The organism is Streptomyces galbus, from assembly GCF_005280195.1.
GTDB lineage: Bacteria > Actinomycetota > Actinomycetes > Streptomycetales > Streptomycetaceae > Streptomyces > Streptomyces galbus.
This window is the reverse complement of record NZ_SZPR01000012.1, coordinates 35435-49372: the sequence shown is the minus strand read 5'-3', so window position 1 is coordinate 49372 and position 13938 is coordinate 35435. Positions and strand designations below refer to the sequence as shown.

Sequence of the window (13938 nt, the reverse complement as noted above, 5' to 3'; positions counted from 1 at the left end):
AGCGACGGGAGAGACCCCAGGATGCAGCCGGTCGAACGCCGCCTGATGCGGGAAGTACCGGCGCTGCGGCGCCACATGGCGTACTCCACGGCGCTGGCGCTGCTGGGCGCCGCGACGGTGGTCGCCCAGGCGGGCCTGCTGGCGAAGGTCTGCGCGGACGGTTTCGTCGGACACGCGGTGCGGGACACAGCCCTGGCCGCGCTGGCCGCCGTCCTGACGCTGCGTGCGCTGCTGACCTGGGCCCGCGGGACCCTCGCCCAGCGCGCCGCGGCCGACGCCAAGCACACGCTGCGCGAGCGGATCACGAGCCGGCTGCGACGCACCGGCCCGCTGCGGCTCGCCGCCCGCCGCCATGGCGAGACCGCGACGCTGCTCACCCGCGGCCTGGACGCCCTGGACGCGTACGTCGTCGGCTACCTGACCACGATGACGGCCACCGCGGTGGTCCCCCTCACCGTCACGGCCTGGCTGTGGTGGACCGACTGGACGTCGGCGCTGATCGTCGTCGTGACGCTGCCGCTGATCCCCGTCTTCGGGGCGCTGGTCGGCATGCACACCGCGCAGCGCACCGCCCGGCAGTGGCGGTTGCTGAGCCGACTGGGCGGCCACTTCCTGGACGTGGTGGCCGGTCTGCCGACCCTCCGGGCCTTCGGCCGTGAGGTGCACCAGACGCGGGTGGTGGGCGAGATGGCCGACGCCCACCGGCGGGCCACGGTGCGCACCCTGCGCGTGGCGTTCCTGTCCTCCCTCGTCCTGGAGACGGTCGCCACGCTCTCCGTGGCCCTGGTGGCCGTCCCGGTGGGCCTGCGGCTGCTCGCCGGCGAGCTGGACCTGCGCACCGCCCTGACCGTCCTGTTCCTCGCCCCCGAGGCGTACCTGCCGCTGCGGGCGGCGGGAGCCGCCTTCCACGACAGCGCCGAGGGCATCGCGGTGGCCGAGCGGGTCTTCGCGCTCCTCGACGAGGAGGACGACCAGCACGACGAGGGCACCGTCCCGCAACGCGCGGCCCGCCTCCTCGCCGCTCCCGACGGCCGTACGGCGCGGCTGCGGCTCGACCGCGTGACGGTCCGTTACCCGGACCGCCCTATCCCGGCCCTGCACGACGTGTCCCTCACCGTGCGTCCCGGCGAGCACGTGGCCTTGGTCGGCCCGAGCGGCGCGGGCAAGTCGACGCTGCTGTCCCTGCTGCTCGGCTTCGCCGTCCCGGCCTCGGGCCGGGTCACCGTCGACGGCACCGACCTCGGGGCGCTGGATGCCGACGCGTGGCGCGCCCAGGTGGCCTGGGTGCCGCAGCGCCCGCACCTGTTCGCGGTGTCCGTCGCCGACAACATCCGCCTCGGCCGTCCGCACGCCGACATCGCCGAGGTGCGGGCGGCGGCCCGGGCCGCCTGTGCCGACCGCTTCGTCGAGGCACTGCCGAACGGGTACGACACCGTGCTCGGTGAGCAGGGGGCCGGGCTCTCGGCCGGCCAGCGGCAGCGGATCGCGCTCGCCCGCGCCTTCCTGAAGGACGCCCCCGTGCTGCTCCTCGACGAACCGACCGCCCATCTCGACCCGGAGAGCGAGGCCGCCGTCACCCGTGCCACCGTCGCGCTCATGCGCGGCCGGACCGCGGTGGTCGTCGCCCACCGCACCAGCCTGCTGCCCCACGCCGACCGCATCGTCACGGTACGGGCCGGAGCCCTGGTCGCTCCCCGGGCCGACGTCACCGAAGGGCTGCCGGCCTCGTGACGGAGCGCGCCCGGACCGCGGCCCCCGCCCGTGGGTCCCGCCCCACGATCCGTCTCCTGCGCTTCCTGTTGCCCCACTGGCGCAGGCTGCTGCCCGCCGCGCTCGCCGCGGCCGGCAGCGAACTCGCCGCCGCCGCGCTGACGGCCACCGCCGCCTGGCTGATCACCCGCGCCGCGCAGCAGCCGCCGCTCGCCGCGGTGAGCGTCGCGATCGTCGCCGTACGGGCCCTCGCCCTGGGGCGCGGCACGCTGCGCTACGCGGACCGGCTCCTCGGTCACGACGGCGTCCTGCGGGCGGTGGCCGGCTTCCGCACCCGCATCTACGAGGCACTGGTGCCGCTCGCCCCGGCGGGTACGCCCGCCTTCCGCAGCGGCGACCTGCTGACCCGCCTCGTCGACGACGTCGACGCCGCCCAGGACCTGCTGCTGCGCGTCCTGATCCCGGTCGCGGCCGGCTGCGTCGTCGCGACGGGCGCCGGCGTGACGGCGGCCCTGCTGCTGCCGCAGGCGGGCGCGCTGCTCGGTCTGCTGCTGGCCCTGGCGGGAGTCCTCGTGCCCGGCCTGGTGCTCGCGGTGTCCCGCCGCGCGGGCCGCGCGGAGAAGGCGGCGCGCGCGGAACTCGCCGCGGCGACCCTGGATCTGACCCGGGGTGCGGCCGACCTCGCGGCGTACGGCGCCCGGGACCGTGCCGAGGGCCGAGCCCGGGACGCCTCCGCCCGGATCGCGGCACTGGAGCGCTCGGCGGCCCTGACGACCACGTCGGCCTCGGCCGTGGTGCTGCTGCTGCAGGGTGGGGCGACGGTCGGCGTCACCTGGCTGGCGCTGCGCGCGCACGCGGCCGGCGCGTTGCCCGCCGTGCACCTCACCGTCCTCGCGGTGCTCGCGCTGGTCTCCTTCGAGGCTCTCGCGCCCCTGCCCGGCGCGGCCCGCCGCCTCGTCGCGGTACGGGCCTCCGCGCGCCGGCTGGCCGACCTGCTGGACACCCCTCCCCCGGTCGCCGACCCGCCCGTCCCCCTGCCGTTGGACACGGACGAGCCCCTCGGCGTGGACATCACCGACCTGCGCGTACGACACCGCGCCGACGGCCCCGCTGCCCTGGACGGGGTGAGCCTGCGGCTGCCACCCGGCCGCCGGGTCGCGCTCCTGGGCGCCAGCGGGTCCGGCAAGTCGACGTTGATCGCGGCGCTCATGCGGTTCGTCCCGTACGAGGCCGGAAGCATCCGCGTGGGCGGGCGCGAACTGCGTGACTGCTCGGGCGCCGACGTCCGCCGCGTGATCACGGGCATGACCCAGGACGCGCACGTCTTCCACACCACGATCCGCGCCAACCTGCTGCTGGCCCGTCCCGACGCCACGGACGGCGACCTGCGCGAAGCGGCTCGCAGGGCCCGGCTCCTCGACTGGATCGAGTCGCTGGCCGAGGGCTGGGACACCTTCGTCGGCGGCGACGGCGCGACCCTCTCGGGCGGTCAGCGCAGGCGTCTGCTGCTGGCCCGCGCGCTGCTCGCCGACCCGCCCGTCCTGGTCCTGGACGAACCCACCGAGGGACTCGACCCCGACACCGCGGCCGCCGTCCTCGCCGACGTCCTCGACGCCACCCGCGGCCGTACCACCCTCCTGGTCACCCACGAGCAGTCGGGCCTGGCCGCCGCCGACGAGACGGTGGTCCTCGAGGGCGGCCGCATCCGTCCTGTGAGCCTGAACAGCCCGGCAACCGTGGCGCGTTGAGAGGAGCGGCGGGGCAGCGGATCCCGGTCCACCACGCACCTGGCCCCGCGCTGCGCCGGGCCCGGATCCGCGTCAGCGTCAGCGTCAGCGTCAGCGGGCGGATCCTGGCGGCGGAGCGCGGGGCTTGTGGGGTCAGGAGGTCAGGTAGGCCTCCACCTCGCTGAACTGGCCCGCCGGCCAGCCGGTGTTGCCGGTGACCGTCAGGCGCAGGTAACGCAGGTTCGTGCCTGCCGGCAGGGAGACGGTCGCCGTGTTGCCGGTCGCCGGGTCGAAGCGGTAGCCCTGGGCGCCGACGACCGTGCTGAACGACGAGCCGTCGGTGCTGCCGAGGACGGTGACCGTCTCGGTGCGGGCGCCCCACGCGGAGGACGGCGGCAGCTTCAGCACCAGCCGCCGCACGGCGTAGCCGGCGCCGAGGTCGACGGTGAGGGACTGCGGGAAGGCGTTGTTGGCGGACTCCCAGTAGCTGTTCGCGTCGCCGTCGACCGCCCTGCCGGGCGTGTAGACGTCCTGCGAGCCGGTGGCGGTGGCCGGCCGGCCCTTGGCGAGGTTGCGGTTGGGGTCGGGCTGGGGGTTGCTCTGGCCGGGCTGCGGCCAGGTCGAGCAGTCCGACCAGGTGCTGTTCCAGCCGGAGTTGCCGCCGCCGTCGGTGAGGGTGAAGGCGCCGGAGTTCGCCGGGTAGGGGCAGTTGTAGACGCCGGCCGCGCCGACCTGGGTGGCGGTGACGTCCCGGAAGGTCGCGGCGCCCTGGGCCTCGGCCTGGACGACGACCGTACCGGTGTTGCGGACGGTGGCACCGCTGACGGTGACCCCGCGCACGGGGTAGCCCTGTCCCCCGCCGGAGACGAACTCGAAGGCGCTGTACGGGCTGTCGGTGATGGTGGTGTTGGTGATGTTCACGGTCGCGTTGATCGCGCTGTCGTAGGAGTCGACGCGCAGCGCGCCCATCGGGTGGTTCCAGTTGGGGTTGATCGCGCCGGTGCGCACGAGGGTGTTGCCGTCGACCGTGATGGTGCCGGCCAGCGGGGAGAACGGGTCGAGGAACTTCTGGTTGGACACGGCGATGCCGCTGCCGAGGGCGTTGGTGTCGGAGACGAGGTTGTTGCGCACCGCGATGTCGGTGCCGCCGTAGACGGCGATGCCGTTGGCCAGGTTGGGCTGGGTGATGGTGTTGTTGTCGAAGCTGCTGTTGGTGTCGGGCGCGTACAGCGACCACATGGCGAGCGCGTCGTCGCCCTGGTTGCGCAGGAAGTTGTTGCGGACCCGGGCGCCACGCGCGTTGCCGTTGAGGTTGAGGCCGTCGGCGGTGGTGTCGAGGATGCGGTTGTTCTCCACGACCAGGTTGTCGTTGTTGCCGGTCAGCCAGAGCCCGACCTTGAGGTGCTGGATCCACATCCCGGAGACCGAGGAGCCCGGGCCGAGCGAGCCGTTGACGAAGTTGTCGGGGTTGGAGTCGACGCGTTCGGTGACCTCGCCGATCACCGCGAAGTCCCTGATGCGGACGTTGCCGGCCGAGCTCGACTGGTCGATGAAGCGCGAGGTGTGGACGACCGAGTACCAGCTGCCGGCGCCCTGGAGGGTGACGTTCTGGACGCCGCTGAGGGACGACGTGATCCGGTAGTCGCCCGGCGGGATCCACACCGTGCCGCCCTGGGCGGCGGCGATCGCGTCGCGGAAGGCCTGCGTGGAGTCGCCCTGGCCGCTCGGGTCGGCGCCTTTGGAGGTGACGGAGACCGACCCGGCGGGCTGCCCTGCGGCCGCGGCGACCTGCTCGAAGTCGGCGACGTCGACGGTGACCTGGGTGCCGGTGGACTCCACGGCGACCTTGTCGCCGGGCTGGACGGTCTGCCCGAGCAGCAGGCGGGCGTTGTCGTAGAAGTGGTGGGTGCGCGAGCCCGCGATCCAGCCCGTGTCGACGTAGGAGTACTTCGAGGTGACGGCGAGGGTCCTGCTCAGCCGGGTGCCGTTGACGTAGACGTTGAGGGTGCCGGACTGGCCGTCGGGGACGCTGTAGGCGAGGTTCAGCGCGTTGGCCGTGCGGGGCGCGGTGAACTCGACGCGCTGCCCGGCGCTGAGGCGCACGGCCTGCCGCCCGGACGCCTCCGACGCGAGGGAGCCCTGGGTGTAGTCGGGCCCGATGCGGGTGCCGGTGGTCGTCGCGGACTCGGCCTCCACGGAGGTGAACGGCAGGGTGGCGCCGGCCGCCGCCTGCGCGGGCACCGAGGCGAGCGCGACGAGGCTGCCGGCCGCGAGGGCGACGGCCGCACCGGCGGAGGTGAGGACTGTCATGCGCCTGACATGGGGACGGCGGCCTTGGAGGCCGTGAGGGGAGCGTGGCATGTGCTGGTCCCTTCGGGGTGGGGGTACGGACGCGCACGGGTGCGAGGGGTGGGATCGGGGAGGGATGGCCGCGACGGGCGACGCATACTCAAGCACCGGCGACAGGAGTCCGCAAGATGTCGCGTGAAGTTTGTAATTTGCCGACAGCGAGCGGATGCCCGCGGGCATGCGGGAGGCGCTGGGCGCGCCAGCTCCGTGTTTCTTCCTGGCTTACGCAAGTCGACGCATCGGGACCGCAACACCGACGCAAGAAGCGCAAACGGCTTGCGCGGAGGGAGGGGGGCTCACCGGACGGCAGGACGCCGACCGAGGCGCCGTCGGCGACCTGAACGCCGACGGTGCCCGGTCAGGTTCCGGTGGCGGGCACCACCGTCAGGTGGCTCGCGCGGCGGCGCGGGCGGCGGGCTCCCCGCGGCGCGGGGGCCGGGCGGGTCTCGCGCAGGACCAGGGTCAGCCGCGTACAGCCCAGGGCCCGCAGGGCCGGCGGCGTCTCCTCGACGACCCGGCACTCGGTGGCGCCCCAGCGCGGGTCGGGGTGCACCAGCGGGCGGACGGCACCGTCGTGTTCCACGGCCTCGGCGCCCACGGCGCGGATCCAGTGCGGCAGGCCCTGCCGGTAGGCGGCCTCCATGATCGGGTCCTGGGCGATCTCCCGGCGGATCGCCTGGAGCCCGTGGTCGTGTCCGTGCGTCTCCACCGCGGACGCGAACTGCGCGAGCGAGGGCAGGAACCAGCTCGACTCGAACGCGCCGAGGACACCGGCGGCGTCCGGGTGGAAGAGCACGAACCGCAGGAAGTTGTCGCCCGGCATGGCCGTCGGATGGGGGCCGACCTCGCGGAAAAGTGTCTCGAAAGCGGTGTTCGCCAGGACGACGTCCCAGCGCCGGTCGAACACGAGGGAGGGGAAGGGGACGGCCTCCAGCAGCGTGGCGTAGTCCTGGAGGTACGCCTCGGCCTCGGGGCTCGCGGGGACGAGCCGCGGCGCGGGCCGCTGCTCACCTGCCTGATATGCCATCGGGAGGTCACCCCTCTTGCCTGATGCGGCCTTCTCGCGGCGCCCCGATCCTGCTGCCCCGACGCAAGGCATGTCAACTATCGTGGCATTCGGCGCTTGTTGACGGCTGAAATTGGCCACAGTTGTGGCGAGACCTGGCTGTGGGTCGGGAACACCCGTTACTCTCCGGGCAGTTCACGGCGGCCGCCCGCGCCTGGTGCGTGCCGGTGAGCGGGTGGTGAGAGACGTAGGAGACCTGTCGGTGACGGATGACCTTGAGGTTCCGGACGCCACGGCGACGGCTTCGCTGTCGGCCGTCGTCACCCGTGTCACCGCGCTCGCCGACCGGCTCGGCGTACCGCACGCGGAGGTCTTCGACACCGCCCGGCTGTCCGTCGCCTCCGGGGTGCCGGAGTCCGTGGTCAAGGCCCTGCTGAGCGGCCGGCCCGCCGGCCAGCCCGACGTGCAGGCGCGCTTCCTGCAGCGGCTGGACCTGCTGCGCCGCACCCGGCTCAAGCCCAACGGGCGCAAGTACACCCAGCAGGAGATCGCCGACGGCGCCGGCATGTCGCGGCAGCAGGCGGGTGCCCTCATCAACGGCGACCGCCGCCCCACCATGGAGCACTGCGACGCCCTCCAGCGCTTCTTCCGGGTGCACGCGGGCTTCCTCACCGCCGAGGACCCCGAGGCGCTGGCCGGCGCCCTGCAGCACACCGAGCAGGAGCTGCTGCAGCGGCTCGCGGAGCGCGAGGGCGCCCCGGACGACCCGCTGGAGCGGCTGCTGCAGGACCACGGGGTGCGCGGGATCGCCTGGCGCGCCGCCCAACTGCCCACCGACCAGCACCGCGACAAGGTCGCCGAGTGGCTGGACATGCTCCTGGAGAGCGTGAAGCGGCCCGAGACGTGATCCGGGGGAGGACCGTGGGCATCGGCAAGGACATGCGCCGCCTGTGCGACGAGCTGGTCGCGGAGCTGGACCTGCCCGCGCCGGCGCCCCCGGAGGCCCTCTACGGCGCGCTGTGCGCCGCGATGAGCCGTCGCCGCGGCCGCCCGGTCCACTTCCGTACGGCCGCGTTCCCGGCCGGCACCGCGAGCGGGCTGTGGCTCGACCTGACCGACCGGGACCTGGTCGTCGTCGAGGAACGCACCGCGCCCGACCACCAGTTGGTGATCCTCGGCCACGAGCTGTGGCACATGAAGGCCGGTCACCACGGCCATGACGTGGGGGGCGCCGCGGTCGCCGCGCGCGGCCTGGCCGACGGGGACGGGCCGCAGGGGCACCCGGGGGAACACCTGGAGGAGCTGGCGGAGACCGTGCGCCGGGTCGCCGCCCGCACCCGCTTCGACCGGGCCGACGAGAAGGAGGCCGAGAGCTTCGGCCTGCTCCTCGCCAGCAAATGCCGTACCTGGCTCACCGACTCGGCGCCGCGCGAGCGCGGCCGCCGTGACCACCTCGCGGGACGGATCGAGGCGTCGCTGGGGTACCTGGGCTGACGGCCCTCTTCCGCCTGACCCTTCCTCACCTGCGGTTCCAGGCCGCTCATGCGGTGCCGAGTGGGCGGGCCGGGCCGTGCGCGAGGGGCATTGTCAGTGGGGGGCGGCAAGCTGGGGGTGCGCCGTCGTGCCGCGGCGTACGCGCCGTCCGGGCGCGTGGGAACCGATGCCGACGCGGGGAGAGCCGACCGATGCCCACTGCCGTACTGACCGACCGCGAGCGGACCGCCGTCCAGGCCTACCTGCGCCTGCTGCACACGGTGCGCGCCGCGTTCGGGGACACCCATGACGAGACTGCGGGGGACGGCCGTCCCGAGACGTCCGGTCCGCCCCAGCACCGGCTGCCGCCCGTGGTGCCGCCCTCGGTCCTCGCGGAGGCCGAACAGGCCCTGCGGCGGGCGGGCCTGACGGGGAACGAGGAGGCGTTCTTCCGGCTGCTGGGGAGCTGGTGCCCGGAGGGGTGACGGGACCGGCGCTTTCAGGGTGCGGGGGCCGGCTGGGCGTGCGGGACCGTGATCGCCGTGGCCACCAGGCCCCGCCGGACCGTCCAGCGGCCCTCGAAGCGGTCCACGCGGCGCCCGCCGACCACCGGGCCGGGGACGAGCAGGCGGGCGTGCAGCGTGCCGTGCGGGGGAACCCCCGGGGCCGCGCCGGGCGCCGGCGTGATCTCGATGTCCGCCTCGGAGAAGTCCAGCCACAGCCGGGTGAGCGGGAACCACGCCTTGTAGACCGACTCCTTGGCGCTGAACAGCAGCCGGTCCCAGTGGACCTGGGGCCGCTCGGCTGCCAGCCGCTCCAGCCGCTCGGCCTCGGCGGGCAGCGCCACGGCGGACAGGACGCCCTCGGGGAGCCGGTCGTGCGGTTCCGCGTCGATGCCGAGCGAGGCCAGGTCGGCGGCGCGCACCAGCGCGGCGGCGCAGTAGCCCTCGCAGTGGGTCATGCTGCCGGTCAGCCCCTGCGGCCAGGTCGGGGCGCCCCGCTCCCCCGGCAGCACGGGCTGCGGCGGCACGCCCAGCTCCTCCATCGCGCGCCGGGCGCAGGAGCGGACCAGGGTGAACTCGCGGCGCCGCTTGGCGACCGCCCGCGCCACCAGCGCCTCCTCCTCGGGGTACAGCACCGCCTCGCCGGGCACGCCGTCGACCTCACCGCCGTACGCCTCCACGGCGACGACGGACTGCGGCAGCAGGTCCTCGATCACGCGCGGCCACCGTCCGCGCGGCCGTTCTCCGTGCCTGCGGCCTCGGGGCGTCCGGCCTCCGTGCCGCCGCCGTCCGCGGGGGTCCGCTCCGGTGTGTGGGGCAGGATGCGGCGCAGCCGTCCGGGCGGGCCGGGGCGCTTGCGCCACTCGCGGGGATAGCCCACCGACACCTCCTCGAAGCGGATGCCCTCGTGCCAGGTGGTGCGGGGGATGTGCAGGTGGCCGTAGACCATGGCGGCGACGCGGAAGCGGCGGTGCCAGTCGGCGGTGAGCCGGGTGCCGCACCACATCGCGAACTCCGGGTACCAGAGCACCTCGGTCGGGTGCCGGTCCAGCGGGTAGTGGTTGACCAGGACGGTGGGCAGGTCCGCGGGCAGCGCGGCCAGCCGGGCCTCGGTCTCGGCGACCCGGGCCCGGCACCAGTCGTCGCGGGTCGGGTACGGGTCGGGGTGCAGCAGGTACTCGTCGTTGCACACGACGCCGGTGCCGTGCGCGTACGCCAGACCCTCCTCCTTGGTGGCGCAGCCCGCCGGGAGGAACGAGTAGTCGTAGAGCAGGAACAGCGGGGCGACGGCGACCGGTCCGCCGGGGCCCTCCCAGAGCGGGTAGGGGTCCTCGGGGGTCGTGACGCCCAGGTCGCGGCAGACGTCGACCAGGTGGGCGTAGCGCTCGGCGCCGCGCAGGGTGACGGGGTCCTTGGGATGGGTCCACAGCTCGTGGTTGCCGGGGGCCCACACGACCTTGCGGAAGCGGCTCGCGAGGGTCTTCAGCGCCCACCTGATGTCGGACACGGTCTCGGCGACGTCCCCCGCCACCAGCAGCCAGTCCTCGTCGGACCCGGGGCGCATCTCCTCGACCAGGGCCCGGTTCTCCGGGTAGCCGATGTGCAGGTCACTGATGGCCAGCAGTTGCCCGGCGCCCACGCCCGTCGACCCCACCTCGCGCTCCCCGCAGACGATCCCAGGCGCCCCGTGCGGGCACACGCATGCCACCACGACAACACATCCGGCGGCCCCCGACAAGAGTGGATCAGGCCGGTGGCGGGCGGAACGCCGGGCCGGACGGCGGACGGCACGCCGGGCGCAGCGGCGGGCGGACGCCGGGCGAATCCGTAACACGCGCGTTGCACGCGCACCGCTCGGGAAGTCGTATGATCGCCCCGATACCACCGCCTCCCGCTTCCTTTCCGCAGGCGGTTCGGTGCACCTCCACTTCCCCCTGCCCGGGCCGGGCCAGCTTCGCCCTGCCCGCCGACCGTGAAAGGCGGCCTGCATGGTCTCTCGCGTACGCGTCTGGCTCAACCGCACGTACGCGGAGAACGTGTTCTTCATGGATCAGCTGCGGAGGAATCCCAGCGATCGGGCGGTCGAGATCCACGCCACGCACGGCGACCCGGACTCGCCGGTGCTGGCCGCCGCGGACACCGCCGAACTGGAGCCGGAGGGCCTGTCCCCCGCCGCCTACGTCGAGTACGCGCTCGACCAGTGCCGGCGCCGCTCCGTCGACGTGTTCGTGCCCCGGCTGCACCAGGCGGCGATCGTGGCGCACCGCGCGGACTTCGCCGCGGCCGGCACGGCCCTGCTGGCGCCGCCGCCGGAGGCCGTCGCGGTCTTCGAGGACAAGGTGATCGCCTACGAGGCCGTGCAGGCGATCGGGGTGCCGGTGCCGCCGTGGTGGCGGGTCCGCACCGCCGACGAACTGGTCGCCGCCGTCGAGGCGGTGGAGGCCACCGGGCACAAGGCGTGCTTCAAGCCCGCGTCGGGCGCGGGCGGGGTGGGCTTCCGGGTGGTCACCCGCGCCCCCTTCTCGCTCAGCCACCTCACCGGCTTCCCCAGCCCGTACGTCCCGCTCGACCTGGTCGTCGAGGCGCTGCGGTCGGCCGAGGAGCCGGTGGACTGGATGGTGATGCCGCGCCTGGAGCAGCCCGAGGTGTCGGTGGACTGCCTCACCGGCCGCGACAACGTGCTCCGGATGGCGATCGGCCGCACCAAGAACGGGCGCCGGCGCGGGTTCACGCTGCACGAGCAGTGGCTGGAGCCGGCCCGCCGCATCGCCGAGGGCTTCGGGCTGCACCACCTGTCCAACATCCAGTTCCGGATGTACGACGGCCGTCCGGTCCTGATGGACGTCAACACCCGGCCGGCCGGCGGACTGCACCAGCTCGCCCTGTGCGGCGTCAACGCCCCCTGGGCAGCCGTGCAGTTGGCGCTCGGCGAGGACCCCGGCACCATCGAGCCGCCGTTCCTCGGGCAGGACTACACCGTGGTGTCGGGCGCGCGTCCGCTGCGCCCGGTGACGCTGCCCCAGCAGCGGGTGGAGGAGACCGCGACGCTGCTGCCCGCGGTGCCCGCGCCCGCCGACGCGGTGGAGCCGGCCGCAGGGGCGCCGCTCCCCCTCTGATCCGAGTACGGCTCAAAAGGCGCTTCTTCGGCACTTCGCCCACCGGTATGGACCAATCCCGTCGTTCCGCTTGACACCGGGATTGGTCCATACCACTTTGGTTGCGCACCACCCCGGCACGGCCCCCGTGCCGCCTCGCACTTCCGTGCACTCCCGAACCACCCCACTTTCCCCAGGGAGATCGCGTGCGCTCCATACCCCCAAGACGCCCCGTGCGCCGGATCCTCGGCCTGCTCGGCGCAGCCGCTCTCGCCGTCGGCGGGGCCGTGGCCCTGCCCGGCACCGCCCAGGCGGCCAACGTCCTGTCCAACCCCGGCTTCGAGTCGGGCGGTCTGTCCCCCTGGTCCTGCACCGGCAACCTCGGCTCGGTCGTCTCCTCCCCCGTGCACGGCGGCTCCAAGGCCCTCGCCGGAGCCGTCACGTCGAGCGACATCGCCCAGTGCAGCCAGACCGTCGCCGTCAAGCCCAACACGACGTACGCGCTGACCGGTTGGGTGCGCGGCTCCTACGTCTACCTCGGCGTCGACGGCGGTGCCTCGACCTGGACGTCGTCGCCGTCGGCGTACAGCCAGCTCTCGGTGTCCTTCACCACCGGCGCCTCGCAGACCAGCGCGAAGATCTACGTGCACGGCTGGTACGCCCAGGGCACCTACTACGCCGACGACATCAGCCTCGACGGGCCCGGCGGGGGCGGCAGTTCGGACACCCAGGCGCCGACCGCGCCCACCGGTCTGACCTCCACCGGCAAGACCTCCTCCAGCGTCTCGCTGTCCTGGGGCGCGGCCTCGGACAACGTGGGCGTCACGGCGTACGACGTCTACAGCGGCTCCAGCCAGGTGCTGAGCGTGTCCGGGACGAGCGCCACGGTCAGCGGTCTGTCGCCGAGCACGAGCTACACGTTCTCCGTGAAGGCACGCGACGCCGCCGGCAACGCCTCCCCGGCGTCGAACTCCGTGACCGTGACGACGAACGCGGGCACGGGCGGCGGCACCGGCTTCAAGCAGGCGGCGCCCTACCTCTACGAGGGCTGGGGCGACCCGCCGAACCCGGCGACGGTGATGAGCGCCACCGGCATCAAGTGGTTCACCATGGCCTTCGTGCTGGACTCCGGCGGCTGCACCCCCTCCTGGGACGGCAGCCGGCCGCTGACGGGCGGCGTCGACCAGACGGCGATCAACCAGATCCGCTCGGCCGGCGGTGACATCGTCCCGTCGTTCGGCGGCTGGTCGGGCAGCAAGCTCGGCGCCAACTGCTCCTCCGCGAGCGCCCTCGCCGGGGCCATCCAGAAGGTGGTCGACGCCTACGGCCTGAAGGCGATCGACTTCGACATCGAGAACACCGACGAGTTCGAGAACGAGGCCGTCCAGGCGAAGATCCTCACCGCGCTGAAGACGGTCAAGACCAACAACCCCGGCCTGCGGACCATCGTCACCTTCGGCACCTCGACGACCGGGCCGTCCTACTACGGCAACCGGCTCATCGAGCAGGCCAAGTCGCTGAACGCCGACATCGACGTCTTCACCATCATGCCGTTCGACTTCGGCGGCGGCTCGGACATGTACGGCAACACCGTCAACGCGGCGGAGGGGCTGAAGAACAAGCTGAAGTCCACCTTCGGCTGGGACGACGCCACCGCCTACGCGCACATCGGCATCTCCGGCATGAACGGCCTGTCCGACCAGCAGGAGAACACCACCACCGCGATCTGGACCCAGATCCGCGACTGGGCCAACGCGCACCACATCGCCCGGCTCACCTTCTGGTCCGTCAACCGTGACCGGCCCTGCCCGGGCGGCGGCGTGACCTCCAACTGCTCCGGCATCAGCCAGAACAACTGGCAGTTCACCTCCATCACGGCGGGCTTCACCGGCTGAGCCGAACCCCTCCCCGCACCGCGGTTCGGCACGGCGGTTCCCCCGGTCCCAGGACCGGGGGAACTTTTTTCCGCGCGGGGTGTATCAGGGGCCGGGGCCGGTGCTCTTAGTGGTGAAGAACAACGGGGGAACCACGGGGGAACGGGTCCACGGGGGGCCTGCGGGGGAACCACGGGGGAC

At 73.7% G+C, this 13938-nt stretch carries 11 protein-coding genes; 7 read left to right on the top strand and 4 right to left on the bottom strand.

From position 1 onward, the window contains the following. Nucleotides 1-21 precede the first annotated feature (21 nt). Nucleotides 22-1731 (top strand): thiol reductant ABC exporter subunit CydD, encoded by a 1710-nt coding sequence (gene cydD, locus E4U92_RS13230; RefSeq protein ID WP_137300565.1) that lies wholly within the window; start codon nt 22-24, stop codon nt 1729-1731. Continuing rightward, nucleotides 1728-3458, top strand: coding sequence for a thiol reductant ABC exporter subunit CydC (cydC, locus tag E4U92_RS13225; protein WP_137300564.1), 1731 nt, complete (start codon nt 1728-1730; stop codon nt 3456-3458). The genes cydD and cydC overlap by 4 nt, the downstream gene beginning before the upstream one ends. Nucleotides 3459-3590: 132 nt before the next feature. On the opposite strand, the gene E4U92_RS13220 is transcribed toward cydC, so the two are convergent. Then, the gene (locus E4U92_RS13220) at nt 3591-5747 is read right to left on the bottom strand and encodes a discoidin domain-containing protein (RefSeq protein ID WP_174863842.1); all 2157 of its coding nucleotides are present in this window, start codon (nt 5745-5747) and stop codon (nt 3591-3593) included. A 397-nt stretch (nt 5748-6144) separates the two neighbouring features. Then, the gene (locus E4U92_RS13215) at nt 6145-6813 is read right to left on the bottom strand and encodes an MmyB family transcriptional regulator (RefSeq protein WP_137300562.1); all 669 of its coding nucleotides are present in this window, start codon (nt 6811-6813) and stop codon (nt 6145-6147) included. A 241-nt stretch (nt 6814-7054) separates the two neighbouring features. On the opposite strand from E4U92_RS13215, the gene E4U92_RS13210 reads away from it, so the two are divergent. The 3 genes from E4U92_RS13210 (at nt 7055) to E4U92_RS13200 (ending at nt 8750) form a co-directional block, all read left to right on the top strand. Continuing rightward, entirely contained in the window at nt 7055-7699 is a 645-nt protein-coding gene (locus E4U92_RS13210) for a helix-turn-helix domain-containing protein (protein ID WP_137300561.1), read from the top strand. A 32-nt stretch (nt 7700-7731) separates the two neighbouring features. Further along, entirely contained in the window at nt 7732-8286 is a 555-nt protein-coding gene (locus E4U92_RS13205) for a toxin-antitoxin system, toxin component (protein ID WP_174863883.1), read from the top strand. Nucleotides 8287-8477: 191 nt separating this feature from the next. Beyond that, nucleotides 8478-8750: a hypothetical protein gene (locus E4U92_RS13200; RefSeq protein WP_137300559.1), complete on the top strand. Its 273-nt coding sequence runs from the start codon at nt 8478-8480 to the stop codon at nt 8748-8750. A gap of 14 nt (nt 8751-8764) precedes the next feature. Here E4U92_RS13200 and E4U92_RS13195 read toward each other — a convergent pair whose 3' ends face one another. After that, nucleotides 8765-9484 (bottom strand): 4'-phosphopantetheinyl transferase family protein, encoded by a 720-nt coding sequence (locus E4U92_RS13195; protein WP_137300558.1) that lies wholly within the window; start codon nt 9482-9484, stop codon nt 8765-8767. Continuing rightward, the gene (locus tag E4U92_RS13190) at nt 9481-10422 is read right to left on the bottom strand and encodes a metallophosphoesterase family protein (protein ID WP_137300557.1); all 942 of its coding nucleotides are present in this window, start codon (nt 10420-10422) and stop codon (nt 9481-9483) included. The genes E4U92_RS13195 and E4U92_RS13190 overlap by 4 nt, the downstream gene beginning before the upstream one ends. Before the next feature lie 334 nt (nt 10423-10756). Between E4U92_RS13190 and E4U92_RS13185 the strand changes: the two genes are divergently transcribed. Continuing rightward, nucleotides 10757-11884 carry an ATP-grasp domain-containing protein gene (locus E4U92_RS13185; protein ID WP_137300556.1) on the top strand — a complete coding sequence of 376 codons (1128 nt, stop codon included), beginning with the start codon at nt 10757-10759 and terminating at the stop codon, nt 11882-11884. 185 nt (nt 11885-12069) lie between these two features. Continuing rightward, complete coding sequence (locus E4U92_RS13180) at nt 12070-13758, top strand: carbohydrate binding domain-containing protein (protein WP_137300555.1); 1689 nt, start codon at nt 12070-12072, stop codon at nt 13756-13758. Nucleotides 13759-13938: the final 180 nt, after the last annotated feature.

Coding starts and splice junctions, on each gene's coding strand:
- cydD (WP_137300565.1), top strand. CDS start 22: ATGCAGCCGGTCGAACGCCGCCTGATGCGGGAAGTACCGGCGCTGCGG.
- E4U92_RS13220 (WP_174863842.1), bottom strand. CDS start 5,747: ATGACAGTCCTCACCTCCGCCGGTGCGGCCGTCGCCCTCGCGGCCGGC.
- E4U92_RS13215 (WP_137300562.1), bottom strand. CDS start 6,813: ATGGCATATCAGGCAGGTGAGCAGCGGCCCGCGCCGCGGCTCGTCCCC.
- E4U92_RS13205 (WP_174863883.1), top strand. CDS start 7,732: ATGCGCCGCCTGTGCGACGAGCTGGTCGCGGAGCTGGACCTGCCCGCG.
- E4U92_RS13200 (WP_137300559.1), top strand. CDS start 8,478: ATGCCCACTGCCGTACTGACCGACCGCGAGCGGACCGCCGTCCAGGCC.
- E4U92_RS13185 (WP_137300556.1), top strand. CDS start 10,757: ATGGTCTCTCGCGTACGCGTCTGGCTCAACCGCACGTACGCGGAGAAC.